At 63.6% G+C, this 26436-nt stretch carries 30 protein-coding genes, 1 tRNA gene and 1 riboswitch; of the genes, 24 read left to right on the top strand and 7 right to left on the bottom strand.

The window, feature by feature from the left end; translation table 11 throughout:
- The first annotated feature begins 3 nt into the window (after positions 1–3).
- The 9 genes from ccoS to MRB47_RS15740 all read left to right on the top strand — a co-directional run bounded on the left by ccoS (position 4) and on the right by MRB47_RS15740 (position 6950).
- Entirely contained in the window at positions 4–141 is a 138-nt protein-coding gene (gene ccoS, locus MRB47_RS15780) for a cbb3-type cytochrome oxidase assembly protein CcoS (protein ID WP_011804518.1), read from the top strand.
- A 138-nt stretch (positions 142–279) separates the two neighbouring features.
- Positions 280–1368 (top strand): IS5-like element ISDisp1 family transposase, encoded by a 1089-nt coding sequence (locus tag MRB47_RS15775; RefSeq protein ID WP_011803559.1) that lies wholly within the window; start codon positions 280–282, stop codon positions 1366–1368.
- Positions 1369–1531: 163 nt separating this feature from the next.
- On the top strand, positions 1532–2971 hold the full coding sequence (gene ccoN, locus MRB47_RS15770; protein WP_011804519.1) for a cytochrome-c oxidase, cbb3-type subunit I: 1440 nt from the start codon (positions 1532–1534) through the stop codon (positions 2969–2971).
- Positions 2972–2990: 19 nt separating this feature from the next.
- On the top strand, positions 2991–3623 hold the full coding sequence (gene ccoO, locus MRB47_RS15765) for a cytochrome-c oxidase, cbb3-type subunit II (protein ID WP_011804520.1): 633 nt from the start codon (positions 2991–2993) through the stop codon (positions 3621–3623).
- Between the two features lie 14 nt (positions 3624–3637).
- Positions 3638–3775: a cbb3-type cytochrome oxidase subunit 3 gene (locus MRB47_RS15760; protein ID WP_011804521.1), complete on the top strand. Its 138-nt coding sequence runs from the start codon at positions 3638–3640 to the stop codon at positions 3773–3775.
- A gap of 29 nt (positions 3776–3804) precedes the next feature.
- Entirely contained in the window at positions 3805–4719 is a 915-nt protein-coding gene (gene ccoP, locus MRB47_RS15755) for a cytochrome-c oxidase, cbb3-type subunit III (RefSeq protein ID WP_015912718.1), read from the top strand.
- Positions 4720–4803: 84 nt separating this feature from the next.
- Complete coding sequence (gene ccoG / locus MRB47_RS15750; protein WP_220638665.1) at positions 4804–6246, top strand: cytochrome c oxidase accessory protein CcoG; 1443 nt, start codon at positions 4804–4806, stop codon at positions 6244–6246.
- A gap of 61 nt (positions 6247–6307) precedes the next feature.
- Complete coding sequence (locus MRB47_RS15745; protein ID WP_015912720.1) at positions 6308–6586, top strand: FixH family protein; 279 nt, start codon at positions 6308–6310, stop codon at positions 6584–6586.
- Positions 6587–6662: 76 nt separating this feature from the next.
- Positions 6663–6950: a hypothetical protein gene (locus tag MRB47_RS15740; protein WP_252101165.1), complete on the top strand. Its 288-nt coding sequence runs from the start codon at positions 6663–6665 to the stop codon at positions 6948–6950.
- A gap of 41 nt (positions 6951–6991) precedes the next feature.
- Here MRB47_RS15740 and fnr read toward each other — a convergent pair whose 3' ends face one another.
- A complete protein-coding gene (gene fnr / locus MRB47_RS15735) occupies positions 6992–7735 on the bottom strand; it encodes a fumarate/nitrate reduction transcriptional regulator Fnr (RefSeq protein ID WP_011804526.1) in 744 nt (247 codons plus the stop codon).
- Positions 7736–7906: 171 nt separating this feature from the next.
- Here fnr and hemN point away from each other — a divergent pair, with 171 nt between their 5' ends.
- Both hemN and MRB47_RS15725 read left to right on the top strand, forming a co-directional pair.
- Positions 7907–9289 carry an oxygen-independent coproporphyrinogen III oxidase gene (gene hemN / locus MRB47_RS15730; protein ID WP_011804527.1) on the top strand — a complete coding sequence of 461 codons (1383 nt, stop codon included), beginning with the start codon at positions 7907–7909 and terminating at the stop codon, positions 9287–9289.
- 3 nt (positions 9290–9292) lie between these two features.
- Entirely contained in the window at positions 9293–10012 is a 720-nt protein-coding gene (locus tag MRB47_RS15725) for a sulfite exporter TauE/SafE family protein (RefSeq protein ID WP_252101164.1), read from the top strand.
- A 641-nt stretch (positions 10013–10653) separates the two neighbouring features.
- Here MRB47_RS15725 and MRB47_RS15720 read toward each other — a convergent pair.
- Both MRB47_RS15720 and MRB47_RS15715 read right to left on the bottom strand, forming a co-directional pair.
- A complete protein-coding gene (locus tag MRB47_RS15720; protein ID WP_011804529.1) occupies positions 10654–10998 on the bottom strand; it encodes a cell division protein ZapA in 345 nt (114 codons plus the stop codon).
- Complete coding sequence (locus tag MRB47_RS15715; protein ID WP_015912724.1) at positions 10995–11234, bottom strand: hypothetical protein; 240 nt, start codon at positions 11232–11234, stop codon at positions 10995–10997. Before MRB47_RS15715 ends, MRB47_RS15720 begins: the two co-directional genes overlap by 4 nt.
- Positions 11235–11268: 34 nt before the next feature.
- Positions 11269–11513, top strand: a riboswitch (cobalamin riboswitch).
- Positions 11514–11592: 79 nt separating this feature from the next.
- On the opposite strand from MRB47_RS15715, the gene MRB47_RS15710 reads away from it, so the two are divergent.
- The 10 genes from MRB47_RS15710 to MRB47_RS15665 all read left to right on the top strand — a co-directional run bounded on the left by MRB47_RS15710 (position 11593) and on the right by MRB47_RS15665 (position 20099).
- Entirely contained in the window at positions 11593–13473 is a 1881-nt protein-coding gene (locus tag MRB47_RS15710; RefSeq protein WP_252101163.1) for a TonB-dependent receptor domain-containing protein, read from the top strand.
- Positions 13474–13495: 22 nt separating this feature from the next.
- Positions 13496–14854, top strand: a complete 1359-nt coding sequence (locus tag MRB47_RS15705; protein WP_252101162.1) for a cobyrinate a,c-diamide synthase — start codon at positions 13496–13498, stop codon at positions 14852–14854.
- Positions 14851–15450, top strand: coding sequence for a bifunctional adenosylcobinamide kinase/adenosylcobinamide-phosphate guanylyltransferase (locus MRB47_RS15700; protein WP_252101161.1), 600 nt, complete (start codon positions 14851–14853; stop codon positions 15448–15450). Before MRB47_RS15705 ends, MRB47_RS15700 begins: the two co-directional genes overlap by 4 nt.
- Positions 15447–16337 carry an ABC transporter substrate-binding protein gene (locus MRB47_RS15695; protein WP_088887409.1) on the top strand — a complete coding sequence of 297 codons (891 nt, stop codon included), beginning with the start codon at positions 15447–15449 and terminating at the stop codon, positions 16335–16337. The genes MRB47_RS15700 and MRB47_RS15695 overlap by 4 nt, the downstream gene beginning before the upstream one ends.
- A 44-nt stretch (positions 16338–16381) precedes the next feature.
- Positions 16382–17416, top strand: a complete 1035-nt coding sequence (locus tag MRB47_RS15690) for a FecCD family ABC transporter permease (protein WP_172209182.1) — start codon at positions 16382–16384, stop codon at positions 17414–17416.
- On the top strand, positions 17413–18195 hold the full coding sequence (locus MRB47_RS15685) for an ABC transporter ATP-binding protein (RefSeq protein WP_252101160.1): 783 nt from the start codon (positions 17413–17415) through the stop codon (positions 18193–18195). The genes MRB47_RS15690 and MRB47_RS15685 overlap by 4 nt, the downstream gene beginning before the upstream one ends.
- Before the next feature lie 73 nt (positions 18196–18268).
- Entirely contained in the window at positions 18269–18526 is a 258-nt protein-coding gene (locus MRB47_RS15680; protein ID WP_148060994.1) for a hypothetical protein, read from the top strand.
- 29 nt (positions 18527–18555) lie between these two features.
- Positions 18556–19125, top strand: coding sequence for a cob(I)yrinic acid a,c-diamide adenosyltransferase (gene cobO / locus MRB47_RS15675; protein WP_011804537.1), 570 nt, complete (start codon positions 18556–18558; stop codon positions 19123–19125).
- Positions 19126–19139: 14 nt separating this feature from the next.
- Complete coding sequence (locus MRB47_RS15670) at positions 19140–19670, top strand: methylated-DNA--[protein]-cysteine S-methyltransferase (protein WP_411275705.1); 531 nt, start codon at positions 19140–19142, stop codon at positions 19668–19670.
- Positions 19671–19838: 168 nt separating this feature from the next.
- The gene (locus tag MRB47_RS15665) at positions 19839–20099 is read left to right on the top strand and encodes an MAPEG family protein (RefSeq protein ID WP_252101158.1); all 261 of its coding nucleotides are present in this window, start codon (positions 19839–19841) and stop codon (positions 20097–20099) included.
- A gap of 791 nt (positions 20100–20890) precedes the next feature.
- On the opposite strand, the gene MRB47_RS15660 is transcribed toward MRB47_RS15665, so the two are convergent.
- The 4 genes from MRB47_RS15660 to MRB47_RS15645 form a co-directional block, all read right to left on the bottom strand.
- Entirely contained in the window at positions 20891–22798 is a 1908-nt protein-coding gene (locus MRB47_RS15660; RefSeq protein ID WP_252100595.1) for a hypothetical protein, read from the bottom strand.
- 107 nt (positions 22799–22905) lie between these two features.
- A tRNA-Ser gene (locus MRB47_RS15655) sits at positions 22906–22993 on the bottom strand.
- Between the two features lie 72 nt (positions 22994–23065).
- The gene (locus MRB47_RS15650) at positions 23066–23392 is read right to left on the bottom strand and encodes a plasmid stabilization protein (RefSeq protein ID WP_252101157.1); all 327 of its coding nucleotides are present in this window, start codon (positions 23390–23392) and stop codon (positions 23066–23068) included.
- Between the two features lie 167 nt (positions 23393–23559).
- The gene (locus MRB47_RS15645; RefSeq protein WP_011804539.1) at positions 23560–24246 is read right to left on the bottom strand and encodes a DUF3334 family protein; all 687 of its coding nucleotides are present in this window, start codon (positions 24244–24246) and stop codon (positions 23560–23562) included.
- 277 nt (positions 24247–24523) lie between these two features.
- Between MRB47_RS15645 and MRB47_RS15640 the strand changes: the two genes are divergently transcribed.
- From MRB47_RS15640 to MRB47_RS15630, 3 genes are read left to right on the top strand one after another with little or no spacing between them, the layout of a single operon-like run.
- A complete protein-coding gene (locus MRB47_RS15640; RefSeq protein WP_047350797.1) occupies positions 24524–25090 on the top strand; it encodes a cytochrome b in 567 nt (188 codons plus the stop codon).
- Between the two features lie 44 nt (positions 25091–25134).
- Positions 25135–25716, top strand: a complete 582-nt coding sequence (locus MRB47_RS15635; RefSeq protein ID WP_252102643.1) for a YceI family protein — start codon at positions 25135–25137, stop codon at positions 25714–25716.
- Positions 25717–25761: 45 nt separating this feature from the next.
- Positions 25762–26337, top strand: a complete 576-nt coding sequence (locus MRB47_RS15630; RefSeq protein WP_123675182.1) for a YceI family protein — start codon at positions 25762–25764, stop codon at positions 26335–26337.
- Positions 26338–26436: the final 99 nt, after the last annotated feature.

The following is a 26436-nucleotide window of genomic DNA, read 5'->3' as shown; positions in this document are numbered from 1 at the left end:
TATATGGACATCCTGTATTTGTTGATTCCGCTCTCCGTCGTACTGGTGCTGTTTGTACTGGCGGGACTGTGGTGGGCCGTCTACCGTGGCCAATTTGAGAACGTCGATCAGGAGGGGGAGCGCATTCTGAGGGACGGTTGATGTTCGTCAATAGGCCTACTGCGAGCCTGGTTAAAACTTTTTACTGCAAATACTAGCAGGCCGTTGAAAAATCCCCCGCCGACGCCCGCGTTGGCCGCTACGATCTGAAGCCATCGGTGAACGACCCAGACGAGGACGATGAGAGGCAGTCAAGATTTCCAGGGGGCGATGTTCAGCTACATCAGCCTTGAAGAGCGCGTGCCGCAGGCACACCCGCTGCGCAAGTTGCGCGCGGTGGTTGATGCGCTGCTGGCAACCATGAACCGCGAGTTCGAAGCGGTGTACGCCCGCCGTGGCCGCCCATCGGTGCCACCGGAGATGCTGCTCAAGGCCTTGCTGCTGCAGATCCTGTTCTCCATCCGCAGCGAGCGCCAGTTGGTCGAAGCGATCAACTACAACCTGCTGTACCGCTGGTTCGTGGGCCTGAACATCGAAGACAAGGTCTGGGACCACTCCACTTTCAGCGCCAACCGCGAACGTCTGTTCAACGAAGACCTCGCCCGCGCCTTCTTCGAGCGCGTCAAGCTCAGTGCCCAGTGGGGCAAGCTCGCCAGCGACGAGCACTTCAGCGTGGACGGCACGCTCATTGACGCCTGGGCCTCGCACAAGAGCTTCAAGCGCAAAGACGACGACAGCGGCACGCCGCCTGGGCGCAACCCCGAGGTGGACTTCAAGGGGCAGGAGCGCTGCAACGACACCCACGAGAGCACCACGGACGCCGATGCCCGGCTGTTCAAGAAGAGCCAGGGCGACAAATCCCGCCTGTGCCACATGGGGCACATCCTCATGGAGAACCGCAACGGGCTGATCGTGGATGTCGAGATCACCCACGCCAGCGGCACGGCCGAGCGCGAGGCGGCGCTGGCCATGTTGGAGCGTCGGGGCAACAGGAACAAACGGGCCACGGTCGGTGCCGACAAGGGCTACGACAGCAAGGCCTTCATCAAAGGCTGCAGAAAGCTCAAAGTCACGCCCCACGTGGCGGCCAAGGACAAACACTCGGCGGTGGATGCGCGAGTGACACGGCACGAGGGCTACAAGACCAGCCTGAAGGTGCGCAAGCGCATCGAAGAGGCCTTTGGCTGGATCAAGACCGTCGGTGGTCTGGCAAAGACCAAGCTGATCGGTCAGGCCAAGCTCACGGGCCAGGCGCTGCTGTGCTTTGCCACCTACAACCTTGTGCGAATGGGCAGCATCGGCGGCTGGTGGGACGCGCATCATGCGTGAGCCCAGGGATACGTGCGCCCGAAATGGGCGGGAGGGCCTGCAAACCGGCCAGATGGGCCGTTGCAATCGCTGCGCAGACGCGTCTGGGCAGCTCGTGTCTTCGCACTCAGCGTCCCTGATGCGTTCGAAAAGCACTTTTTCAACGGCCTGCTAGAGGTGCCCGATGGATTCTTCACAAACAAGAGTTGCGCACTACGACGACACCGTAGTACGCCAGTTTTCTATCATGGCTGTCGTATGGGGGGTGGTCGGCATGCTGGTAGGCGTGTTCATCGCCGCCCAGCTGACCTGGCCTGAACTCAACTTCGGCATTCCATGGCTGAGCTATGGCCGGCTGCGTCCGCTGCACACCAATGCCGTGATCTTCGCATTCGGCGGCTGCGGCCTGTTCGCCACCAGCTATTACGTGGTGCAGCGCACTTGCCAGGCGGGGCTGTTTCTGCCCAAGTTGGCGGCGTTCACCTTCTGGGGCTGGCAACTGGTCATCGTAGCGGCGGCCATCAGCCTGCCGCTGGGCTATACCTCCGGCAAGGAATATGCCGAGCTGGAATGGCCGATCGACATCCTGATCGCTGCCGTGTGGGTCTCTTATGCGGTGGTGTTCTTCGGAACCATCGGCCAGCGCAAGGTGAAGCACATTTACGTGGCCAATTGGTTCTTCGGTGCGTTCATCATCGCCGTGGCGCTGCTGCACATCGTCAACAGTGCGGCCATTCCGGCGGGCTTCATGAAGAGCTACTCCGCCTACGCAGGCGTGCAGGACGCCATGGTGCAGTGGTGGTACGGCCACAACGCCGTGGGCTTCTACCTCACGACCGGCTTCCTGGGCATGATGTATTACTTCATCCCGAAGCAGGCTGGCCGTCCGGTGTACAGCTATCGCCTCTCCATCGTCCACTTCTGGGCGCTGATCTTCACGTACATGTGGGCGGGTCCGCACCACCTGCACTACACCGCGCTGCCTGACTGGACGCAATCTGTGGGCATGGTGTTCTCGCTGATCTTGCTGGCGCCCAGCTGGGGCGGCATGATCAACGGGATCATGACGCTGTCCGGTGCCTGGCACAAGCTGCGTGACGACCCCATCCTGCGCTTTCTGATCGTGTCGCTGTCGTTCTACGGCATGTCCACGTTCGAAGGCCCGATGATGTCCATCAAGACCGTCAACGCGCTCTCGCACTACACCGACTGGACTGTGGGCCACGTGCATGCAGGCGCTTTGGGCTGGGTGGGTCTGATCACCATGGGTTCGCTGTATTACCTGGTGCCTCGCCTGTTTGGCAAGGAGAAGATGCACTCCATCAAGGCAATTGAACTGCACTTCTGGATGGCCACCATCGGCATCGTGCTGTACATCGCCGCCATGTGGATTGCTGGCGTGATGCAAGGTCTGATGTGGCGCGCCGTGAACCCCGACGGCACGCTGACCTATACCTTCGTGGAAGGCGTCAAGGCGACCTATCCGTTCTACGCGATCCGCTTCTTTGGCGGTCTGCTGTACCTCGGCGGTATGTTGGTGATGGCATGGAATGTCTGGGTGACGGCGATCTCCGGACGCTCCGTCAAGGTGGCCATTCCCGCCGTGAAACCCGCTCACGCCTGAAGTTCGGAGGGTCAACTACATGTCCAATACGCATAACAAAGCATCCACCGGCTTCACGCACGAGAAGGTCGAAACCAGCAACTTCCTGATGATCGTGCTGATCTTGCTGGTTGTGGCCGTCGGCGGCCTGGTGGAAATCGTTCCTCTGTTCTTTCAAAAATCGACGACTGAGGCCGTTCAAGGCGTGAAGCCTTACACGGCAGTGCAATTGATCGGACGCGATATCTACCTGCGCGAGGGTTGCTACAACTGCCACTCGCAGATGATCCGTCCGTTCCGTGCGGAAACCCTGCGTTATGGCCACTACTCGGTGGCTGGCGAGTTCGTCTACGACCATCCCTTCCAATGGGGTAGCAAGCGCACTGGGCCCGACCTGCATCGCGTGGGTGGAAAGTACAGCGATGAATGGCATCGCATTCACCTGAACAATCCGCGCGACGTGGTGCCCGAATCCAATATGCCCGCCTATCCCTGGCTGGAAAAGAACCAGATCGATCCTTCCGTCGTCGCTCCTCGCATGAAGGCATTGCGCACGGTCGGCGTCCCGTATACGGATGAGGAGATCGCCAGCGCCGCCGAGCAGGTCAAGGGCAAGACAGAGATGGATGCCGTGGTGGCCTATCTCCAGGTTTTGGGCCGTGCGCTCAAGTAATCGAGGAACTGGTCATGGACATCACCACCATGCGTATCGTGGCCACGCTGGCGTCGCTGGCGTGTTTCGTGGGCATCTGGTTCTGGGCCTTCATGCGCCGCAACCGGGCCCGGTTCGAGGAGGCAGCACAGTTGCCCTTCGCCGAGGACTGAAGAAGTCTCCACAAGAAAAGAGATAACCCATGAGCGATTTCACGAGTAACTTCTGGTCCTTCTACGTGGCCGGAATCACCATCATCGGTATCGTGGCCTGCGGCTTGCTGCTGTGGATCACGTCCCGCAAGAAGGTCGAGGCTACGGCCGACAACACCACCGGTCACGTCTGGGACGAAGACCTGACGGAAATGAACAACCCCATGCCCCGTTGGTGGATGTGGCTGTTCATCATCACGCTGGTATTCGGTGCTGGCTATCTGGCTGCCTATCCCGGATTGGGGACCTTTAAGGGTAAGTTGGGCTGGACGCAGCTGGGCGAGTACCAAGCCGAAGTGGACAAGGCTAACGCAGAGTTGCAGCCCCTGTATGCGCGGTTCGAGGCCATGCAGCCCCAAGAGATGGCGGCCGACACAGCGGCCATGGCAATTGGTGAGCGTCTGTTCATGAACAACTGCGCGCAGTGTCATGGTTCCGATGCCCGCGGCAGCAAGGGCTTCCCCAACCTGGCCGACGGTGACTGGCTGCACGGCGGTGCGCCTGATCAGATCCAGAAGACCATCCACGATGGGCGCATTGGCGTCATGCCTCCCATGGCGGCCGCCGTGGGCTCGCCGGAAGATGTGCGCAACCTCGCCCACTATGTCCTGAGCCTGTCGGGAAGCCCGCATGACTCCCTGAAGGCGTCTCTGGGCAAGTCGAAGTTCACTGCGTGCGCTGCATGCCACGGGATGGACGGCAAAGGCAATGTGGCCCTGGGTGCCCCTAATCTGACGGATGACATCTGGCTGCATGGCTGGGGCGAAGCTGCCATCACCGCTATGATCAACAATGGCAAGACCAACGAGATGCCTGCCCAAACGGGCAAGTTGACCGATGCACAGATCAAGGTGTTGACGGCATACGTCTGGGGTTTGTCCAATAAGGCCGGCGCCCCGCGCTGATGCTCCCTGTGCGGCCGGCTCCCCGTCGAGGGGCGCCGGCCGTTTTGCGTTTTGGAAGTTGCACTTCCTTTTTGAGATTCCACCATGAAGCCAGCCGAAGGTCAGCCCCGTAAGGTGATTCCTATCACGCCAGTGGGGGCCGAAAGTTCGCAGACCGAGGTCATTTCGCTCTATGAGGCGCAAAAGAAAATTTATCCACGCTCGATAAGTGGAGTGTTCGCCCGTTGGCGTTGGGCGATGGTGTTTCTGACACAGCTGGTTTTCTATGGCCTGCCATGGCTGGAGTGGGGCCAGCGCCAAATGGTGCTCTTTGACCTCGGAGCACGCCGTTTCTATATTTTTGGTTTGGTGCTTTACCCGCAGGACTTCATTTATCTGACGGGTTTGCTGATTATTTCCGCGCTGTCGCTTTTTCTGTTTACCGCAGTGGCGGGACGCCTGTGGTGCGGCTTCTCCTGTCCCCAGACCGTATACACGGAAATGTTCATGTGGATCGAGCACAAAGTCGAAGGCGACCGCAGTGCCCGTATGCGCCTGGACAATGGTCCGTGGACATTTGAGAAGATCTGGAAAAAAACTGTCAAGCAAGCCATTTGGATTGCGGTCGCGTTCTGGACCGGCTTCACCTTCGTGGGCTATTTCGTTCCGATTCGCGAGCTGGGGGAAGAGTTGCTGGCCCTGCAAGGAGGGTGGCAGATATTCTGGGTGATCTTCTATGGGTTGGCCACGTACGGCAACGCAGGATTCCTGCGCGAGCAGGTGTGCAAATACATGTGCCCTTATGCGCGTTTCCAAAGCGCAATGTTCGACAGGGACACGCTGGTCGTCTCTTACGATCCCGAGCGCGGCGAGCCTCGCGGGCCCCGTAACAAGACCGTAGATCACAAAGCTGCGGGACTGGGTGACTGCATCGATTGCACGCTGTGTGTCCAGGTCTGCCCAACGGGTATCGATATTCGCAACGGACTGCAATACGAATGCATTGGTTGCGGTCTCTGCGTGGACGCTTGCAATACCGTGATGGATAAGATGAAGTATCCGCGCGGGCTGATTCGCTTCTCGACGCAGAACGGCGTCAAGAACCACTGGACCCAATCGCAAATGCTCAAACGCGTGCTGCGACCCCGTGTGTTGTTCTATTCAGCGGTGCTGGTGGTGTTGTGCATTGGCATGCTGGCCAGCTTGGTGGTACGCACCCCGTTGAAGGTGGACATCGTGCGCGACCGCGCTGCGCTCTCGCGCATCGTGGCGGGAGGCAAGCTGGAAAATATCTACCGGCTGCAGATCATGAACGCCACGGAGGGGGCGCAGCGCTACACCATCAGCGCCCACGGTATGGAAGGGCTGGAAGTGGCGTCCGAGACCGCAATTGACATTGGACCGGCGGAATCGCGATGGGTGGTTGTCCGTCTTCAAATTCCGTATGGCTCAGCATCTCCTGGATCGCATACGGTGTATTTCGATATTCAAGCGCAGGGTGATAAAGCCCAAGTGGCAGAGAAATCCGTGTTCCTTGTACCCCGCTGAAGGCGGTCGTGGAATGCAAATGAACAAGCTGTGCTCATAAACGAGCGAGGAGTTGGTATAAATGTCGAGTAATTCCCCCATGAATCTGGAAGACGCAGGAAAGCCTTGGTGGACGTTTGGCCATGTCTGGCTTGTCATCGCGGGGCCGGTGATTGTCATCATTGCGGGCTTCGTGACCCTCTGGCTGGCCGTGAGCCAACCCGACCCCGTCATCGCGGAAGACTATTACCAACGGGGCTTGAACATCAACGAGACCCTGAAGGAGTCTGGGGGCGACATGACGCCTGCCATGAAGGGGCGCAACCATGCAGCTACTCCGCTGGAGGATCAACCGCGCTGACCGGCAGGGCGAGTCCTCTTTGCATGCCGGAGAACAGATGCTAGGCTGTCAACTACACTTGCTAGGAGATGGGCGAATGTGGATGCAACGATTGATGTGGATCGCGTGGCCGGCCTTTTTGATGGCGGGCGTCATGGAAATGGTAGTGTTCGCCTTCGTGGATCCAGAAGCGCTGCAGTGGTTTGATCAACCCCTGCATCTCTCGCGCGAAGGTGTGTATACCATCGCCTTCTTCACGTTCTGGGTCGTACTCATGGCTTCCAGCGCATTGACGACGCTGTTGTCACTCTCGCCCTTTGAGTTGAATCGCTGCCCCGTGCCCAAAGGGGCGCGGCCGGCTGATTGCGCCAAATACGTTTCCTGATCTTTCCGCCGATCAGTTATGAATGAACAAAAAACCGAGGCTTAATGGCAGGCTTGCTGGCTGTTGACAATGCGCTTCAGCGCATCGGTATCGACGATGCGCACATGGCGCTGTTTTACTTCCACAATACCTTCTTCCACGAACTTGGAAAACGTGCGGCTGACGGTTTCCAGTTTCAATCCCAGGTAGCTGCCGATCTCTTCGCGTGTCATGCGCAGCACCAATTCGGATTGTGAGAAACCCCGGGCATGCAAGCGTTGTACGAGATTCAACAGGAATGCGGCAAGGCGTTCCTCGGCACGCATACTCCCCAGCAACAGCATGACCCCATGCTCACGAACAATCTCGCGGCTCATGATCTTGTGCACATGGTGCTGTAGTGCCGTTACTTCGCGCGACAACTCTTCAATACGGTCGAAGGGCATGACGCATACTTCGGCGTCTTCAAGCGCCACCGCATCGCAAGTGTGGCGGTCGCTCACGATGCCATCCAGGCCGATGATCTCGCCCGCCATTTGAAAACCCGTCACTTGATCGCGACCGTCTTCGGTGGCGACACAGGTCTTGAAGAATCCGGTGCGGATGGCAAAAAGGGATGTGAAGGGTTCACCGTTCCGGAAAAGCGTGCCGCCACGCTTGATCTTGCGTCGTACAGCAACAATGTCATCGATGCGCTTGAGTTGCTGGTCGTCCAGACCCACGGGCATGCACAGCTCACGCAGATTGCAGTTTGAGCAGGCAACTTTGATGGTCTGGAGATTCGTATGCATGGGAACCCTGTTCATGGCTTGAGCTTACCTCTGAACGGCTGGGAGACATGGAATGCCGTAGGCCGTTGGACGACTTTGAGCCGAAGTCAAATTGTCGCCACAAGGACCTTATGGGCGCTTGATCAACGTCAAGGACTCATGGGGGACTCTACGGCACAGTGATATGAAAGTGCAAGGAATCCCGTCATGACCGTTGTTACAACAGAGCTCCTGCGTCGTTTTGACGTCCCAGGGCCGCGCTACACCTCTTATCCGACTGCTGATCGTTTTGTCGAGGCTTTTGGCGAGCGGGAATACATCCTTGCGCTGCAGCAGCGTCGCGTGGGTTCGGTAGCCAAGGCGATGCCTTTGTCGCTTTATGTCCACATCCCGTTTTGTGAATCGCTGTGCTATTACTGCGCGTGTAACAAGATCATTACCCGGCATCCAGAGCGGGCAGAGGTCTACTTGCGTTACCTCAGCCGTGAGATCGACCTGCATACGGCGCACTGCGGTGTGGGTCAGCATGTGAGCCAGCTGCATTTCGGCGGAGGCACGCCTACTTTTCTGACGGATGACGGTTTGCGCGAACTGATGGGCATGCTGAGGCGCAGTTTCGTCCTCGTTCCGGGGGGGGAGTACTCCATAGAAGTGGACCCCCGGACCGTGGATGAAGCGCGGCTGGGATTGTTGGCGGAGCTGGGTTTCAATCGCCTGAGCTTTGGCGTGCAGGATTTCGACCCTGAAGTACAAAAGGCCGTGCACCGCATTCAGCCTGCCGAAAAGGTGTTCGCGTTGGTCGATGCGGCTCGGAAGCTCGGGTTTGAATCGGTGAACGTGGATTTGATCTACGGGCTGCCGCGCCAGACACCGGAGTCGTTTGATCGCACCTTGGAGCAGGTAGCCGAGTTGCGGCCAGACCGGATCGCGCTGTATGCGTACGCTCACTTGCCAGAACGCTTCAAATCGCAGCGACGCATCATCACGGCCGAGTTGCCCATGGCTTCGGCCAAGGTGTCCATGTTGGCCCGGTCACTTGATGTGTTCCAGGAAGCCGGCTACGTCTACGTGGGCATGGACCATTTCGCTCTGCCAGACGATGCGCTGGCGGTGGCCAAGCGGCAAGGCAGGCTGCACCGCAACTTCCAAGGCTATAGCACGCAGCCCGATTGCGACCTGATTGGTCTGGGTGTTTCTGCCATCGGGCGCGTGGGCGCTACTTACAGCCAAAATGTGAAAACGCTGGACGAGTATTACGACTGCATTAACCAGGGGCATTTGCCTGTGGTGCGCGGGCTGGCGTTGACCAAGGACGACTTAGTGCGCCGCGCAGTCATCATGGCGTTGATGTGCCAAGGTGAATTGCTGTTTGAGCCGTTGGAACAGTCCTGGCTGATTGATTTCCGCAGTTATTTCGATGCGGAATTACAGCAACTGCAAGAAATGGCGGCTCAGGGCTTGGTGAAAATCAGCGATGAGGGCGTTGAAGTCACGCCCATGGGGTGGTATTTCGTGCGCGGCGTGGCCATGGTGTTCGACAAGTATCTACAGGCTGACCGCAACCGCGCTCGCTTTTCCCGGATTATTTGACCCATGCTGTGGGCGCTGGCCACGACGGCCTTCCTGATGGGGCTGATGGGAGGGGCACACTGTTTGGCGATGTGTTCTGTTCCCTGCGCGGCGCTTACGGGGCTGGGTGGCACGCCGGACGCCACCCAAACCATTCAATGGGCGTCCCGTCGCGGAATCTTCCAACGGGTAGCGCAGTTTCACGTGGGGCGCCTGATCGGTTACGGCGCCGCAGGGGCGGTGGTTGCGCTGGCCATGGAGCAACTCGCATGGCTGGGGCAAAGCACCTCGGCATTGCGCCCCCTTTGGACGCTGATGCACGTGCTCATCCTCGCGTGGGGCGGGATGATGATGGTGCAAGCGCAGCAGCCCTTGTGGGTTGAGCGGGCGGGGCGTGCTGCCTGGGCGAAGGTCAAGCCCTTGGTCTCTCGGCCTGGCGGGCTCCTGACCGCGGGTGTGGCCTGGGCGCTCCTGCCATGCGGCCTTCTGTATACCGCACTGTTGACTGCCGCTCTCAGCGGAAGCGTGCTCCGCGGAGCCTTGTGCATGGTCCTGTTTGGCGTAGGAAGCGGTGTATGGCTGGTGCTGGGGCCGTGGACTTTTGGCCGCATTCGCGCTTGGATCGGCGTGAAGGGTGGGGCGTGGGGGTCTCGGCTGGCAGGTGGTGTGCTTTTTTCCCTGGGTGCATGGGCGCTGTGGATGGACGTTGTCCATGGGCAGCCGGCGCCGTGGTGCGTGCCCTGAAAACAGCGTTTTGTGGAACCACAGCGGCTCCGCGAAGCATGCCGTGGCAAGCGAATGGTGCACACTGAGACGCTCAGGCGTGACGGATCGCTGTCAGATCTCTACCAGCGGAAGTGACGAGTCTGTTCTCATCGACGTGGAGAAATCCAGCTACGCATCGCTGCCTTACTGGATGCGCCATCGTGCGTCTGGGGCGCGCGTTGCGTTTCAGTGAGATTGCCGAAGGACTGGGAAACGCCCGAACCACGCCAGGATATTTGGCATCGGTGCGACGACTACCAAGGTCTGCTCTGTGCCTTGCAGATGGGTGGGTTGCGCGCGCTGGCCGCGGAGCGCCGGATTTTCTGAGCAGGTATTGAGGTCGCTGGCACTCACCCGGAGCGAGGGCGCAAGCGATTACCGGAGAAAAGGTGTCTGCGAATGCCACCGGACCGGCATCCTGAACCGGGGGTTCAGGTGGGCGAGGGCAGCCAGGCGTTGGGTTCATCTGACGCGAGATGATCACGCTCACCGGGCGATGTACCAAGCCCGTGCTCAATGAGCATTGGTTCAAGGAAATATAAAGCCCGGCAGCACCGCAGACATGTTCATTGTAGTGGGCCGCCCGTGTGCAGCCAGGGGCCAGGCTTTTACCGTAATGGTTATAGGAGGCGCCCATCCTCGCCCAGCGCCTCGTCCAGGCGCAGGAGCAACTGCTGCACGCGCTCATCGCTGTCGTGCACATGCGGCGCGACCGGGGTGGGGGCGATGCGCGCAGGGGCTGAGGCGGCTGCCAAATCGGCGGCTTCGCGGTCGGCGATCTCGAAAGCCAGGTTGAGGGCCGCCAGCACGGCGATGCGCTCACGCGCGCGTACCTTGCCCGCGTCACGGATGCGCGTCATGGCGGTATCCACGCGCTCGACCGCCTCCAGCAGGCGCGACTCCTGGCCGTCCGGGCAGGCCAGGAGATAGCTTTGCTGGAGGATCTGTACCTCGATCTGCTTCATGGCGCGTCTTTCGTCTCGGCAGTGCCGGGGAGTTCGGGCTCGGCAGGCAGGCGGTCCAGCAATGCGTTCACGCGGGCACGGGCCGCCTGCAGGCGGGATTGGAGGGAATCGCGCTCCTGGGTGAGCGCCGCGACCTGTTGCGCCAACAGGGCATTGGTGCGCTGCAACTCGGCATGGCGCAGCAGCAGCCGCTCAACGCGCTCGGCGATCTGGTCGATGGAAGAGGGGGAGGCCATACGCTGCCGATTGTAGGGATCGGCGTGCGAACCATCGTAAAATTGCGCAGTTGGTGCTAGCGGCGTGGTTCACATGCCGCAGTTCAACGGGAAGCAGGGAGGGGCCCTCCGCCATGGAGTGCGTCCTGTGCCTGCGCTGCCCCCGCAACGGTCAGCGGATGAGCCGTACCTCGGCTCCCTCTTCATTGACAAGCCACTGAGCGCCTTGAACAAGCGTTTGGGAAGGCGATGCAGAGCGTTCCGCCAGCCCGGATACCGGCCAACGAGGTGGCTCCGCGTTTCCTTTTGTGAAACCTGGGCCGTTATGCCCAGGTGCCGACGGGGAGGTCGGCCGTGGCGATCTCTCTGTTTGCCCCACATGACAAACACCCGTCCGTTCAATGTGCGCTTGAGTGCGCTTTCCGTGCACGCGCGCGTCGCCGTGCTGCCGCTGGCGCTGGCCGCCGCTTTCCCCGCCGTGTCCCAAACCCTGCTGGCCCAGGCAGCCACAGAACCCCAACTGCGTGAAACCGTCATCACGGCAACCCGCGTGGCCCGGCCGCTGGCCGACATCGTGTCCGATGTGTCCATCATCGACCGTGAAACCATCGAGGCCAGCGGCGCGGTAGGCGTCATTGACGTGATCTCGCGCCTGCCAGGCGTGCAGATCACGCGCAATGGCGGCCAGGGCAGCAATGGCAGCGTCTACCTGCGCGGCGCGGAGTCGCGCTTTACCGCCGTGTACCTGGACGGCGTGCGCCTGGACTCGCAATCCACCGGCGGCGTGGTGTGGGAGCAAATCCCGTTGTCGCAGATCGACCGCATCGAGGTCGTGCGCGGGCCAGCGGCTGCTGTGTACGGCTCGGATGCCATGGGAGGCGTGATCCAGCTCTTCACCAAAAAGGGCGAGGGTGCGCCGGCGCCCTACGTGGGCGTGGGCCTGGGCAACCAGGGCACGCGGACGGTGCAGGCCGGCGTGAGTGGCGGCACCGAGCAGGTGGACTATGCGCTGGGGCTGTCGCATGAGCGCGCCGATGGCTTCAGTGCCCGCGTAGGCTCCGCCTACAACCCGGACGAAGACGGCTACCGCCGCACCTCTGCCAATGCCCGACTGGGCGTGCATTTGGACACGACCCATCGCCTGGAGGGCACGCTGCTGGCCAGCAACCTCAACTCGCAGTACGACGGCAGCAAAACGGCCGACGACCGCAATCACCACCAGTTGCGCACGGCCAGCCTGGCATGGCTGGCCAAGTGGAGCGACGTATACAGCACGCGCTTGCAGGTCACGCAGGGGCAGAGTGAATACAGCACCCGGCCCAACTTCTACATGACCGAGACCACGCTGCACAATTACCTGCTGCAAAACGAGTGGCGCCTGGGCGCGCATCTGTTCACAGCCGCGCTGGAGCGCCGCGAGGACGAACTGCACAACCCCGCCACCGAGTTCGTGGGCGACCTCCGGCGTGACCGCTCACAGAACGCGCTCGCGCTGGGCTATGGCCTGAACCAGGGCGCCCATACGCTGCAGGCCAACCTGCGCTATGACGACGACAGCGAGTTCGGCGGCAAAAGCACGGGCAGCCTGTCCTATGGCTACGCCATTACGCCGCAGTGGCGCGTCACCGCAGCGGCCGGCACGTCCTTCCGTGCACCCACGCTCTACCACCGCTTCAGCGAATACGGCGCGCCCGACCTGCAGCCCGAGAAGGGGCGCAACGTGGAGCTGGGCGCGCGGTGGACGCAAGGAGAGAGCAGCGTGGGTGTCGTGGCGTACCGCAACCGCGTCAGCAACCTCATCAATTTCGGCGCCGCGGGCCGCTGTGATTCCAGCTTCGGCTGCTACGAGAACGTGGGCCGCGCCGAGTACAAGGGCGTGACGCTGTCGGCCGCGCACCGCATCGCGGGCGTGTCGCTGCATGGCTCCATCGACTGGCAGAACCCGCGTGACCTGGACAGCGGCAAACTGCTGGCGCGCCGTGCCAAGCGCTACGCCACGCTGGGTGCCGACACCCTGGTGGCAGGCTGGACGCTGGGGGCGGAGCTCTACGCATCTGCGCGCCGGTACGACAACGCGGCCAACACCAACGTACTGGGCGGCTACACCACGCTCAACCTCTACACCAGCAAGCGCGTGGCCCGCGACGTGACGCTGCTGGCCCGCGTCGACAACCTGGCCGACAAGGACTACCAGTTGGCGCGCACCTACGCCACCGGCGGCCGCACGTTCTACGTCGGCCTGAAGTGGGCGCCGCAGTAACGCCATCACCGACTGCCACACCATGAGCCGCTGTCCCGCCCTGGTCATCGCCGCGCCCGCCTCTGGGCAGGGCAAGACCACCGTCACCGCCGCTTTGGCGCGCCTGCACACACGCCAAGGCCGGCGCGTGCGGGTGTTCAAGTGTGGGCCGGACTTCCTGGACCCGCACTGGCACCAATTGGCCAGCGGCGCCCCCGTGCACCAGCTCGATCTGTGGATGACCGGTGCGGCAGATTGCGCGCAGCGCCTGCGCGCCGCGGCGGCCGAAGCAGACCTGCTGCTCATCGAAGGGGTGATGGGGTTGTTCGACGGCGAGCACAGCGTGGGCGACCTGGCGCAGCGCTTTGGCATACCGGTGCTTGGGGTGGTGGATGCCTCTGCCATGGGGGGCACGCTGGGCGCCATCGTGCATGGGCTGCGGCACTACCGTGCGGGCCTGCCATGGGCCGGTGTCTTGGCCAACCGTGTGGCGGGCGACCGCCATGCGCAGATGCTGCGGGACGGCTTGGCCGACGCTGCGGACTGGCTGGGTGCGCTGCCACGGGTCGTGGGTGACGCTGCGGGCGGGAGGGAGCCTGGTGGCCTTCTGCCCGAGCGGCACCTGGGACTGGTGGCAGCGCACGAACTGCCCGATGCCCTGCAGCGGCTGGACGCCGTGGCCGATGCGCTGGCCGGCACGCCCCTGGGCCGCATGTCCGCCGCGGACCTGCAGCGCTGGGCGGTGGACTTCGGCGGCACGCCCGTGGGCCGCGCCGCCATCACGCCGCTGCTGGCCGGCCGCACCGTGGCCGTGGCGGCGGATGAGGCTTTCTGCTTCATCTACGAAGCCAATATCGACACCCTGCAGCAGCTGGGCGCGCGCGTGGTGCGCTTTTCGCCGCTGTGCGACGCTGCGCTGCCGGCCTGCGACGCGTTGTGGCTGCCCGGCGGCTACCCCGAGCTGCACGCCGATGCGCTGGCCGCCAATACGGCCATGCGCGATAGCCTGCAGGCGCACGTGACGGCGGGTCGGCCCGTGTGGGCGGAGTGCGGCGGCATGATGGCGCTGCTGGAGTCCATCACCCTGGCCGACGGGCGCCGCGTGCCCCTGTGGGGGCTGCTGCCGGGTCATGCCACCATGCAGCGGCGCCTGGCCGCGCTGGGGCCGCGCGCGCTGCGCATGGGCACGCATGAGTTGCGCGGCCACACCTTTCACTACTCGGTCACCGACAGCCCGGCCGCCGTGTGCGCACACGCCCAGCGTCCGGACCATGCAGGGGCACCGGACGGCGGTGAAGCCGTGTACCGCCACGGCAGCATCCACGCGAGTTACTTCCACGCATGGTTTGCGTCCAGCCCGCAGGCGACCGCAGCCTTGCTGGGCGCGGAGGCGGGGCCATGAACGCGGCGCCGCAGACCATCGCCCGCAGTGAACTCATCCTGGGTGGACAAAAGAGCGGCAAGTCGCGCCGCGCCGAACTGCTGGCGCGCCAGTGGCTGCAGGCCGCGCCGGCACACCGCGCGTTGCTGCTGGCCACCGGCCAGCCGTGGGACGACGAGATGCGTGCGCGCATTGCCCGCCACCAGCGCGAGCGTGCCGAGCGTGTGCCCGGCCTGCAGACCGTGGAAGAGCCGCGCGATCTGGCCCACGCCCTGGCGTGCCACAGCACCCCACAGACCCTGATCGTCGTGGACTGCCTCACCCTGTGGCTCACCAACTGGCTCATGCCGGCCGACCCCCAAGATGTAGAGCAAAAACAGCCTCTAGCGCCCGATTGGCAAGCGCAGGCAGCTCACTTTTCTGAAGCATTGACGCATGCGCCCGGCCCCGTGGTGCTGGTGGGCAACGAGATCGGCCTGGGCGTGATCCCCCTGGGGCGCGAAGTGCGCGCCTTCGTGGACGCGCTGGGCGCCCTGAACCAGCGCGCGGCGGCAGCCTGCCAGCGCGTCACGCTGATGGCGGCGGGCCTGCCGCTTACCCTGAAGGACGCACCATGATGCCTCTTCGCTGGCGCCGCCAGCTTGCTGCCGCCGGCTGGCTGCTGGGCCTACTGCTGGCCTTGCCCAGCGCCCACGCGGTAACCATCACCGACGACCGGGGCCGCGCGCTGCGGTTCGACCAGCCGCCCCAGCGCATCGTGAGCCTGCTGCCGTCGCTGACCGAGAGCGTGTGCGAGCTGCAGCGCTGTGAGCGCCTGGTGGGGGTGGACCGCTACTCCAACTGGCCCGCGTCCGTGCGGCGCCTGCCCCAGGTGGGCGGCGGGCTGGACCCGAACATCGAGGCCATCGTCGCGCTGCGCCCGGACGTGGTACTGCTGTCGGTCAGCAGCCGCGTCAGCGACCGGCTGGAGGCGCTGGGCGTGAAGGTGCTGGCGCTGGATCACAAGACCCATGCGGACGTGCGCCGCGTGCTGGGGGTGCTGGGTGAACTGCTGGCCGTGCCGCCGGAGCACGGCGCGGAGCGCGTGTGGCGCGTGATCGATGCCGCCGTGCAGGCCGCCGCGCAGTCGCTGCCGCAGCGCGCGCGCGGGGCGCGGGTGTTCTTCGAGGTCAGCCGCGGCCCCTATGCGGCGGGGGCCAGTTCGTTCATCAGCGAGACGCTGGTGCGCCTGGGCGCGCGCAACGTGGTCCCGCCCGAGCTGGGGCCCTTTCCGCGCCTCAATCCCGAGTTCGTCCTGCGCGCACAGCCCGACGTGCTGATGGTGGCGAACCGCAGCATGCAGCCCATGACCCAATACCCGGGGTGGAACCACCTGGCCGCGGTCAAGGCGGGCCGCGTGTGCGACTTCGGCCCCGAACTGTCAGACGTGGTGGTGCGCCCTGGCCCGCGCATGGCCGAGGCCGCGCGCATCATGGCCCGCTGCCTGGCGGAGAAGTACGAATGAGCGCGCGCCTCCCGCAGCCCTCTACCATGGTGGCGACCACCGCCATGCCAGCAACCTATGCCACCTCCTTGCACCCCGACGCCAGCGGCCGCCGCGCGCGCTGGCTGGGCCTGTGGCTGCTGGCCGCCAGCGTGGCGCTGCTGCTGCTCGGCGCCAGCGTCGGCAGCACGGGCTTTGGCAGCTTGCTGAACCTGCGCGGCGACCCGCTGGCGCAGCAGATCGTGTGGGACATCCGCCTGCCGCGCACGCTGGGCGCATGGCTGGCCGGCGCGCTGCTGGGGCTGGCGGGCGCCATTGCCCAGGGGCTCTTTCGCAACCCGCTGGCCGACCCGTACCTGCTGGGCAGCGCGTCGGGCGCGGCGCTGGGCGGCGCCGTGGCCATGGCCGTTCTGGGTGTGTCGCCCAGCACGGCGAGCTGGCTGGCGCGACTGGGCGTGACGGGCTTGGCCTTCGCGGGTGCTGCGGGCGCCGTGCTGCTGACGCTGGTGTTGGCGCGTGGTGTGCAACACACGCTGCGCCTGCTGCTGGCGGGCGTAATCGTGGGCGTGGTGCTTGGCGCTGCGCGCGACCTGATCCAGGTGGCGCAGCCCGCCATTCTGGAGCCGATGCAGGTCTTCACCATGGGCAGTTCGGCCTTCGTGGGCTGGCAGGCCTGCGCCATCATGGCTGGCGGCTGGCTGCTGTGTGCCGCCACGGCCTGGGGGTTGTCGCGGCTGCTGGACGGGTTGATGCTGGGCGAAGCCACGGCCGCCAGCCTGGGCCTGCCCATCGTGCCCATGCGCGCTGGGCTGGTGCTGGCGCTGGCCCTGGCCACCGGCACGGCCGTGGCGCACACCGGGCTGATTGCCTTCGTCGGGCTGGCGGCGCCGCACCTCGTGCGATCGATTGCGCGCGTCACCCACCAGTGGCATGTGTGGCTGTCCAGCCTGATGGGCGCGGTGCTGCTGCTGGCCGCCGACATCCTGGCGCGTTGGGTGGTGGCGCCGCAGGAACTGCCCGTGGGCGTGCTCACCGCCGCGCTGGGCGGCAGCTACCTGCTGTGGCTCATGCACCGCCGGGTGTTGGGAAGCTCGCTATGAAGAACATAGCTGTTAGCGCACGCCAGATAAGCGCCAGCATCGCAAATGCCTCTATCTTGCGCGGCATTGACCTGGACCTGCCCGCTGGCCGCTGGACCAGCGTGGTCGGCCCCAATGGTGCGGGCAAGTCCACGCTGCTCAAGGTGCTGGCAGGCCTGCTGCGCCATGCGCGTGTGCAAGGGCGGGTGCAGTTGCTGGGCCGCGCGCTGGCCGACATTCCCCCGCGCGAGCGCGCCCGCCAACTGGCCTGGCTGGGCCAGAACGAGTCCGCTGCCGAAGACCTGCCCGCCTACGACGTGGCCATGCTCGGCCGCCTGCCGCACCGTGCATGGATGGCGCCGGCCAGCGATGCCGACCATGCCGCCGTGCAGCAGGCGCTGCACACCACCCAGGCGTGGAACTGGCGCGACCGTCCGCTGTCAGAACTGTCGGGAGGCGAGCGCCAGCGCGTGCTGCTGGCGCGCGCGCTGGCCGTGCAGGCACCCGTGCTGCTCATGGACGAACCCCTGGCCAACCTGGACCCGCCGCACCAGACCGATTGGCTGCACACCGTGCGCGACCTGGTGGGGCAGGGCGGTACCGTGGTCAGCGTGTTGCACGAGGTATCCATCGCGCTGCAGGCCGACGACATGCTCATCATGGCCGCCGGCGGCGTGGTGCACCACGGGCCATGCCAGAGCACGGCCACGCACGCCGCGCTGGAGCAGGTGTTCGAGCGGCGCATCCAGGTGCGCGAGATCGACGGCCTGTGGATGGCGCTGCCCCGCATGGAGCGGTGAACGCGCTGCGCCCCTTTCCCCTTGAACCCCTTGCGGCCGGCGGCCGGCCGCAGAGGGCATGGAGTGTGAACGCATGAATTTGGACGCCGGTTTTGCCCAGGTCGCGCAGGTGCTGCTGTGGCCCGTACCCGTGCGGGTGGCGCTGGCCTTTCTCCGTGCCCTGTGGATGCGCGGCGCCATGCGCATGCAAGCTTGGCAGCGCTGGCGCCTGCCGCATTACCGTTCTGCGCGTGCCACCCGGCCTCTCGATGGAGGAGCTGGCGCTGCAGTTGGTGCGCCACATGCGGCCTTCCAGGCGCGGCGTGCTCCATCGTTTCCCGCGACGGCTTGATTTCCCAAAACTTCTTCTTGAGGCATTGCATGCAGATTGAAACTCCCCCCACCGAGAAACGCTACGACAAGGCCGAAGGCGAGCGCCGGGGCCTGGTCATCGTCAACACCGGCGACGGTAAGGGCAAGAGCACGGCGGCCTTCGGCCTGGCGCTGCGCGCGCATGGCCGGGGCAAGGCCGTGAAGGTCTTCCAGTTCATGAAGGTGCCCAGCGCCCGCTTTGGCGAGCACCGCATGTTCGAGCAGATCGGCTTGTCCATCGAAGGCCTGGGGGACGGCTTCAGCTGGAAGAGCAAGGACTTGGACCACTCCGCCCAACTGGCGCGCGACGGCTGGGCCAAGGCCCGTGCGGCCATCCTGTCGGGCGAGAACTTCCTCGTTGTGCTCGACGAAATCACCTATCCCCTGATCTATGGCTGGCTGCCACTGCAGGAGGTGCTGGACACCCTGGCGGCGCGGCCCAAGGATGTGCACGTGTGCCTGACGGGCCGCCGCTGCCCCGAGGAAATCATCGCCATCGCCGACACGGTGACGGAGATGAAGCTCATCAAGCATGCGTTCCAGGCGGGCATTCCCGCGCAGCGCGGTATTGAGGACTGAGGGGGCGTCGCGCCATGCTGTATGCGCAGACCATGCCTACTCCGCTGGGCGAGATGCTGGCCGTGGCTTCAGACCGGGGGCTGTGCCTGCTGGAGTTCGTGGGGCAGCCGGGTGTGGAGCGTGAATTGGCCCAGGTGCAGGCCGCCCGCGGTGAGGTCCTGCAGGAGAAGGGCAATGCGGTCACCGTGCTGCTGGCCAGTGAGTTGGCGGAATACTTCGGGCGCCGCCGCCGCGTGTTCGGTGTGCCGCTGGACCTGGTGGGCACGCCATTCCAGATCGCCGCGTGGCAGGCGCTGCTGGCCATCCCTTACGGCGAGACGCGCAGCTATGCACAGCAGGCGCGGACCATCGGCCAGCCCACGGCCACGCGCGCCGTCGCTGCGGCCAACGGGCAGAACAAGGTCTCCATCGTCGTGCCCTGCCACCGGGTGATCGGCAGCAACGGCAGCTTGACCGGCTTTGGCGGCGGCCTGCCGCGCAAGCGTGCGCTGCTGGCGTTGGAAGATACTTCCGCGCAGCGCGATTGGCTGAACGAGACGCCATAACGGCCCCCTCGCCCACACCGCCGCCGAACGCGCGGCCTTTTATCGCGCCGTTGGCGCGCACCGCCAGCGCCGTCCAGAACCTCTGTCTGCAGCGCGAGCGCGGCCGCGTGCCGCTGGCACCGGTGGTCTATGACGGCGACTGGGGGTGCCCGGCGACCGGTGGCGTTGATGGCGGTGCGTGCCCAAGGCAACACTGCCGAATATGCAGCCATGCTGGCGCTTCTGATCTACCTGCTAGGTCAGCGGAGTTCGGCGGAATGGGTCAGCTGGGTGATGGTGGGCGTGACCGCGTCGCGCTATCTGTTGGTGATGGGCGTGTTGGCTTCTGCCACGTTGGCGCGTCCCAACCCTTTCCGTGCCGTGGGGGCGCTGGGGACCTATGTTGGCGGTACCGTACTCGCATTGGCGTTGCTTTTTGCAGCGGCATAGATGTGGTGCGCAACGGTCTTGGGCCGTTGTGTTTCGGGAGGGGCACCACGCACCGGCCATGAAAGAAGTGGTGCCAGGCGCATGCGAACCATGTCACTCGGCACACGCGCGCCTGAAGCTGCTGGAGGCGCTACCGGCGAGTCATTGCGCGCCATGCTGTGAACGCAATGCCAGAGGCGATTGGCCCGTCACGGATTGGCATGTGAACCTGGCAACCCGCTTCATCCGCCCCCGAATGGACATAAAAAAAGCGCCCTCGCGAGGCTAGCCGTTCCGTTAAGGTGTTGCTAAGCCCTTGATTCAAGCCCCTCTGCTTCGGCACGAGGGGCTTCGTTTCTTTGGTCGCTATAAGGGACATGCTGAATTTCAAGCCCCTTTCCCTAGGCGTCGCGCTCGTGTGTGCCGCCAGCTTCCTCACTGCCTGCAACGACGAGCCCGCTCCGGACTTCAGGGGCAGCACTCCCGTGGCATACGGCAATCGGACTGTCTCTCTGAGCGTTGAGGCTTGGCGAGACAATGGCAGCCAGCCTTGTCGTGTCCTTATCAGAGGCGCTGAAGTAACAAATTGGGTCAAACCAACCGGTATTCTGCCGCGGATGACCCTAGCCCCGGCAGTAGTGCTGGCCTGCACAGGGCGGAGCCCGTACCTTTCCTCGGTGAGCGGCGAGGGTGAAGGGGGTGTAGCCGAATGGGAAGAGTCCTCGGGGCCTGAATCGGGAGCCCCCCTCTCTGTCTACCAAGTGCGAGTGAGCTCCCTGACTGCGGACCAAGCTCACCTCGAACTACGGGTCCTACGCGGCAAGTGACTCGCTTGCGTGAGCCACGGGGCCGGAGGGCTTGAGCGACCGAGCGGCAGGCGCGCGGCGTCTTTCGGGCGGTTCGGGAGTGAAATAGATGATGTCTTCGGGCGCTATGGGTCCGCGCGCCAGCCCCAGCCGCATTGCCGGCGTTTTCCCGTCCCGGCCAACCTCGCAGTAGTTGAAGTACGTCCGGAAGATGCCGAGCACCTTCACCAGGACTTCGGGGTTGTAGGCGCTCTTCCCGAACCAGAGACGTCGGTCGGTGTTGGCGCTGGCCACCGCGCGTTCTGCCAGCGTGAGGCCTCGCCGGACCTGCATAAAGAAGCGGTCGACAGCGGTAAGGGTGGCTTTCAGGTGCAGTAGCGCCTGGTGGCTAAGCTGGAGCCGACGCTTGTCCGGTTCGGTTTCGACCGGGTCGATATCGGTCAGCCAGCAAACGGATTTCTCAGGCTCACGCATCTCCGATATGGGATGGCGGAACCAGCGGTCCCCCCACTTGCCGATGGCAACCATGCGCGCCAGTTCTTCCTCGGCAGCCAGAAGTTCTGCAGCCTCAGGGGTTACCCCGTATTTCTCCGCTAAGCGCGCCAGACGCCGCTTGGTTGCACCAACCAGCGCGCGCTTCATGTCCACTGACATATCTTTGAGCACCTTGACATAGAAAGCGTCAGCCGTCCGGTCCAGAACCCTTTTCGGCACGGCCGTCAGAATGGCCGCACGTATGCCCGACTCCTGGTCTGTGAAGAAGCGAATCTTCTTGGCACGGCAGAGCAGTCGAGTGACAAGCTGGATGTGGGCGTACATCACCACTTGCTCATGCAGCAGCATGCCCTTTACGGGGGCACGGGATGAGTTCGCGGGGCCTTCACCATCTTCTATATCGGGGCGACCTAAGGCTGCGTCGTACGTCTCTTCGATGACCGATTCCATAGGCTTTCGGGAGGTACCTCCGCGAGGCGCCGCCCTCTCAGCCGCAGCATTCCAATCAGCCGGTAGCCAGACTCTCGCGTAGCGGCGAAACGCTCTGGCAAGTGCATGGTCGCCAAAGCGAACCATGTCCTTCTCTACGTCAGCAGAGTCCAGCGCAGGGTCAAAGTTGACGTTGACCCCGAACACATAGCCCGTAGCCTGGTCGGCCGTTGCAATGGACAGCAAAAGTGTGTTCTTTCGCACCTTCTTAGAGTGCCAGTTCACCACCAGCTTTTGCCGGTCAACCGACAGATATCTTGAGCCTAGGTCGTCGCGTCCCATGAGGGTTCGCTCACGCTCGCCGGCGAACATCTGGGCCTGCTCATAGAGGAAGTCGATGCGGTCGTATAGCTGGCTGGGGGAGATATCGAGGACCTTGATGATGCGCCGCAGCGGCATGGCGTTCATCAGATGCACCAAGATATCGCGATTGGAGTGACTGCGACGTTGGCGCTTGGTTGACCGGCCGCCGAAGGAGAACGCCTTCTTGCAGCCGACACACTTGAACCGGGGAGTTCCGTGGGCGTTGGTGCCGAAGCGAGTCACATTCTCAAGGGATGGCGCCCCCTCCGATAGAGAGCAGGCCTCGTTCGGACACTGCGGGAGTACTGGTTCAAGGTACTCCGACATGCGCATAAGCTCCTCGGCAATCGCCAAGTTGCTCTGCATAGGGGTGATTTCCTCGCACAGGCGGCACTTCAGTGCCGGCTGGTCCTTACCGGTAGCGACCACGGTGTAGTCGCCTGGGCCAACGGAAGAAGCTGGAGTACCGGCCCCGCCTCGGGCAACCGCAAGCTTGGGCGGTACGCCGAAGTTACCGCACTTGGGGTTCTTGCAGTGATTGACTTGAATACCCGCCGCGGCCGGCGGAAATCTAGGCGGCCACTTAGTCGGCTTTACTGAAGTTGGATGAGATTTTTCCTTGGACAAAGAAACGCCCTAGTCGTTGACTAGGGCGGAATTTTGAGCCATTACAGCTTTCTTAGCAACACTTTAACAGAACGGCTAGCCTCGCGAGGCGCTGATTTTTCTGGCGGTGGCGGAGACTGTGAGATTCGAACTCACGGACGGTTGCCCGTCGGCAGTTTTCAAGACTGCTGGTTTAAACCACTCACCCAAGTCTCCGCGAAGCCGCCTATTGTAAGCGGGTGGCGGGGCGGCGCGGTGCTTGTGGTGTGGCCCTGTAGGGGCTCGTAGTCAGCGCTTTAGCGCAGCCGCCAGTTGGGCTTTGTTCATCTTGGAACGCCCGGGGATGTCGCGCCGGCGGGCGTCCTCGTAGAGTTGCTCGCGCGTGCGGCCTTGCGGGCCCTGGTGCGACCGCTGGCCTCCGCGTACCGGGGCAGGCGTGTCCTGCAGTGTGTGGGGATCGGCCTGCTTGGCCTCGCCGTGCTGGGCACGTTCCTTGTTCACGGTGCGTGCGGCGATTTCTTCGGCGGTGTCCCGCTTTTCGCCGCGCTCCAGCAGGCTGTCCTTGATGTGCTCGTATTGGCGCTCGCGTTTGGCGCTCCAGGTGCGTTGGGGCATGGCGGCACTCCGCTGTGGAAATGGCTTCCAGCCTAGAAGGCGTGTGCAGGCGCGCCGTCGGCACCAGGCCTCCTTTGTCGTAGGACGCGGGCGGACTATGAATGAAATTGGCTTTTAGCGCTTTACGGATAAGCGCTAGCAGCTATATTTTCAATAGCAAAATGATGCTACATGCCGAGTGACCGGAGCAGCGCCTCGGTGTCGGCATCCGTTGCGCTGGCAGGGGCTGCCGCTGGCGCGGGTGCTGCCGCCTGCGCCATGAGTGCGTCGGGGTCGGGCGCGTCCTGGGGTTCGAAGTCGTAGAGCTTGATGAACTGTGTGCGGTCGATCGCCAGTTCCAGATAGAAGATGTTGTTGCTGCCCGTGTAGAAGGTCACGCGGCGGGCCTCGGGCTGGTCGAGGTTGGCGTCCACGCTCAGCACTACCTGTTGGTTCAGTACCAGCATCTTGGGCTGGTTCTGCGTGATGTGGGTCTGCAGTTCGCGGCGCACCTTGCCGGTGAAGTCACCCACCACCTGGTTCATCAGTTCGCCCATGACGTTGCTGACTTCGTCAGAGGTGAAAGAACTGGCCAGTTCCTGCGCCGACATGCCCATGCTGAGCATGTAGCGCTCGTAAATTTCCATGGCTGCGGCGGCCGAGAAATTGATGATCACCAGCCCCGAGAAGCCGCCGTCGAACAGCACGAAGCAGCCAATGTCCGGCTTCAGGCAGGTCTTGGTGATGCGCTGCACCATGCCTGAGTAGTGCACGGGGCCCTGGGTGGCGACCGACAGCACACGGGTCACGGAGTTGCACAGCGAGACCAGCACGTCTTCGGTGCCGTAGACGACGGAAGTGGAGGGAGGAGTCATGGGGATGCGGTGAAAGTGCGGCGACGGCGAACGCAAAGGTGGCGAAGGCCAATGCGCGAATCATGACATGCCCTGCTGCGCACGCGGGTGCGCGAGGGCCCCTGTCCAACGTGGTTAACCGCTGTCGTTCATAAATTTTGAATCGAAACATCAATACGGTTGAAACTTACCGCACGGAGCGCACTCTAGACTGCGTCACATCACCAGAGCGCCGTCTCTGCTGCGGGTCCCATCCGCACAATCGCCGCGCACTGTTCCTCTACCGCCACCATTCCGTATGACCACCGCTTCCGCACCACGACCCGCGCGCTACGGCGCCACCGCCATCGCCCTGCACTGGATCCTGGGCCTGTCCATCGTGGCCGTGATTTGTGTCGGCTGGTACATGACGGGGCTGCCGTTTTCGCCCCAGCGCCTGAAGCTCTACAACTGGCACAAGTGGGCGGGCGTGGCCATCCTTGCGCTGTCGGTGCTGCGGCTGCTGTGGCGCCTGACCCACCGTCCGCCCGCCTTGCCTGCGGCGGTGCAGGCAGCCATGCCGCGCTGGCAGCAGGCCGCGCACCATGGCGTGCATTACCTGATGTATGCGCTGTTCCTCATCGTGCCGCTGGTGGGTTGGGCCTACAGCTCGGCCGCGGGCTTTCCCATCGTTTTTCTCGGCCTGGTGCCGCTGCCTGACTTTGTGCCGGTCAGCCCTGCCCTGGCGGAGGCCATCAAGCCCCTGCATGCCATCAGCGCCTACGCCTTGACCGCCCTGGTCGTGTTGCACGTGGCGGCAGCCGTCAAGCACCAGCTTATCGACCGTGACGGCCTGGTAGGCCGCATGCTGCCGGCGCGTGGCTGAGCCCGTTTCTCTTCCTGTCCTGATCCATGAATGGAGCATTCACCATGATGCAGTCGTACCTTCCCCGTCTTGCTGGCATCGCACTGGCCGGCGCCGCGCTGCTGGCCGCAGGCAGCGCCTTCGCGCAGCAAAAGCTCGTGCCCGAGCAGAGCGAGATCGTCTTCGTGAGCAAGCAGATGGGCGTGCCCGTCGAGGGCCGCTTCAAGAAGTTTGATGCCCAGGTCGCTTTCGACCCCGCCAAGCCCGCCACCAGCAAGGTGGCGTTCACGGTGGATACCGGCAGTGCCACGCTGGGCGTGAAGGAAACCGATGCCGAGCTGCCCAAGCCCGTGTGGTTCAACGTGCCCAAGTTCCCGCAGGCCACGTTCCATTCCAGCGCCATCAAGGCCCTGGGCGCGGGCAAGTACGAAGTGGCCGGCAAGCTCAGCATCAAGGGCGCGGCGCAGGACGTCGTGGTGCCCGTCACCCTGACCCAAAGCGGCGCCATCACCACCGCGGCGGGCAGCTTCGCCATCAAGCGCCTGGCGTTCAAGATCGGCGAGAACGAATGGGCCGACACGTCCATGGTGGCCGACGAGGTGCAGGTCAAGTTCAAGCTGGCCCTGACCGGCGTGCCCAAGCTTTAACGCTTCCCCTTTTTAATCACCAACCTCTACTACGGAGAAACCGACATGCGTTCCACCTTCCTGACCATCGCTGCCGCCGCTGTCCTGACCGCGGGTGCCGTGCACGCCCAGCCCGCCACGTACGCCGTGGACCCCACGCACACTTTCGCCACGTTCGAGATCAGCCACTTCGGCGCCAGCGTGAACCGCGGCCGCTTCGACAAGAAGGAAGGCACCGTGCAGTTCGACAAGGCCGGCAAGACCGGCAAGGTGGAGCTGACGCTGCACATCGACTCCGTCAATACCGGTACCGCGCCGTTCGACAAGCACCTGCAGAGCGCGGACATCTTTGACGCCGCCAAGTTCCCCACCGCCAAGTTCGTGGGCGACAAGTTCACCTTCGAGGGCGACAAGCTCACGGCCGTGTCGGGCAACCTGACCATCAAGGGCAAGACGCAGCCCGTCACCCTGAAGGCCAACCAGTTCGCCTGCTACGACAGCCCGATGCTCAAGCGTGAAGTGTGCGGCGGCGACTTCGAGACCACGATCGACCGCACGGCCTTCGGCGTGGATTACGGCGTGCAGTACGGCTTCCCCAAGAACGTGCGCATCGTGGCGCAGATCGAAGCCGTCAAGCAGTAAGCCGGCAAAAACACGGGCCCGGCTGTCCAGGTCCGTCCTCCTGCCTCAAGGGCTGGTGCCGTCAGGTGCCAGCCCTTTTTTCATTGCGCACACAAAACG

This window comes from Diaphorobacter sp. LI3, assembly GCF_022807955.1.
GTDB lineage: Bacteria > Pseudomonadota > Gammaproteobacteria > Burkholderiales > Burkholderiaceae_C > Diaphorobacter > Diaphorobacter nitroreducens.
Note: the sequence above shows the minus strand (reverse complement) of the source record. Positions and strands in the feature narration are given on the sequence as shown.

Excerpts from the sequence above, each read along its gene's own strand:
- MRB47_RS15715 (WP_015912724.1), bottom strand. The coding sequence starts at position 11,234 with ATGGCCTCCCCCTCTTCCATCGACCAGATCGCCGAGCGCGTTGAGCGG.
- ccoP (WP_015912718.1), top strand. The coding sequence starts at position 3,805 with ATGAGCGATTTCACGAGTAACTTCTGGTCCTTCTACGTGGCCGGAATC.
- MRB47_RS15685 (WP_252101160.1), top strand. The coding sequence starts at position 17,413 with ATGAAGAACATAGCTGTTAGCGCACGCCAGATAAGCGCCAGCATCGCA.
- MRB47_RS15635 (WP_252102643.1), top strand. The coding sequence starts at position 25,135 with ATGATGCAGTCGTACCTTCCCCGTCTTGCTGGCATCGCACTGGCCGGC.
- MRB47_RS15725 (WP_252101164.1), top strand. The coding sequence starts at position 9,293 with ATGCTGTGGGCGCTGGCCACGACGGCCTTCCTGATGGGGCTGATGGGA.
- MRB47_RS15710 (WP_252101163.1), top strand. The coding sequence starts at position 11,593 with ATGACAAACACCCGTCCGTTCAATGTGCGCTTGAGTGCGCTTTCCGTG.
- ccoO (WP_011804520.1), top strand. The coding sequence starts at position 2,991 with ATGTCCAATACGCATAACAAAGCATCCACCGGCTTCACGCACGAGAAG.
- ccoG (WP_220638665.1), top strand. The coding sequence starts at position 4,804 with ATGAAGCCAGCCGAAGGTCAGCCCCGTAAGGTGATTCCTATCACGCCA.
- MRB47_RS15650 (WP_252101157.1), bottom strand. The coding sequence starts at position 23,392 with ATGCCCCAACGCACCTGGAGCGCCAAACGCGAGCGCCAATACGAGCAC.
- fnr (WP_011804526.1), bottom strand. The coding sequence starts at position 7,735 with ATGAACAGGGTTCCCATGCATACGAATCTCCAGACCATCAAAGTTGCC.
- ccoS (WP_011804518.1), top strand. The coding sequence starts at position 4 with ATGGACATCCTGTATTTGTTGATTCCGCTCTCCGTCGTACTGGTGCTG.
- hemN (WP_011804527.1), top strand. The coding sequence starts at position 7,907 with ATGACCGTTGTTACAACAGAGCTCCTGCGTCGTTTTGACGTCCCAGGG.
- cobO (WP_011804537.1), top strand. The coding sequence starts at position 18,556 with ATGCAGATTGAAACTCCCCCCACCGAGAAACGCTACGACAAGGCCGAA.
- MRB47_RS15705 (WP_252101162.1), top strand. The coding sequence starts at position 13,496 with ATGAGCCGCTGTCCCGCCCTGGTCATCGCCGCGCCCGCCTCTGGGCAG.
- MRB47_RS15695 (WP_088887409.1), top strand. The coding sequence starts at position 15,447 with ATGATGCCTCTTCGCTGGCGCCGCCAGCTTGCTGCCGCCGGCTGGCTG.
- MRB47_RS15740 (WP_252101165.1), top strand. The coding sequence starts at position 6,663 with ATGTGGATGCAACGATTGATGTGGATCGCGTGGCCGGCCTTTTTGATG.
- MRB47_RS15640 (WP_047350797.1), top strand. The coding sequence starts at position 24,524 with ATGACCACCGCTTCCGCACCACGACCCGCGCGCTACGGCGCCACCGCC.
- MRB47_RS15690 (WP_172209182.1), top strand. The coding sequence starts at position 16,382 with ATGCCAGCAACCTATGCCACCTCCTTGCACCCCGACGCCAGCGGCCGC.
- MRB47_RS15700 (WP_252101161.1), top strand. The coding sequence starts at position 14,851 with ATGAACGCGGCGCCGCAGACCATCGCCCGCAGTGAACTCATCCTGGGT.
- MRB47_RS15775 (WP_011803559.1), top strand. The coding sequence starts at position 280 with ATGAGAGGCAGTCAAGATTTCCAGGGGGCGATGTTCAGCTACATCAGC.
- MRB47_RS15745 (WP_015912720.1), top strand. The coding sequence starts at position 6,308 with ATGTCGAGTAATTCCCCCATGAATCTGGAAGACGCAGGAAAGCCTTGG.
- MRB47_RS15760 (WP_011804521.1), top strand. The coding sequence starts at position 3,638 with ATGGACATCACCACCATGCGTATCGTGGCCACGCTGGCGTCGCTGGCG.
- MRB47_RS15670 (WP_411275705.1), top strand. The coding sequence starts at position 19,140 with ATGCTGTATGCGCAGACCATGCCTACTCCGCTGGGCGAGATGCTGGCC.
- MRB47_RS15665 (WP_252101158.1), top strand. The coding sequence starts at position 19,839 with ATGGCGGTGCGTGCCCAAGGCAACACTGCCGAATATGCAGCCATGCTG.
- MRB47_RS15680 (WP_148060994.1), top strand. The coding sequence starts at position 18,269 with ATGAATTTGGACGCCGGTTTTGCCCAGGTCGCGCAGGTGCTGCTGTGG.
- MRB47_RS15645 (WP_011804539.1), bottom strand. The coding sequence starts at position 24,246 with ATGACTCCTCCCTCCACTTCCGTCGTCTACGGCACCGAAGACGTGCTG.
- ccoN (WP_011804519.1), top strand. The coding sequence starts at position 1,532 with ATGGATTCTTCACAAACAAGAGTTGCGCACTACGACGACACCGTAGTA.
- MRB47_RS15630 (WP_123675182.1), top strand. The coding sequence starts at position 25,762 with ATGCGTTCCACCTTCCTGACCATCGCTGCCGCCGCTGTCCTGACCGCG.
- MRB47_RS15720 (WP_011804529.1), bottom strand. The coding sequence starts at position 10,998 with ATGAAGCAGATCGAGGTACAGATCCTCCAGCAAAGCTATCTCCTGGCC.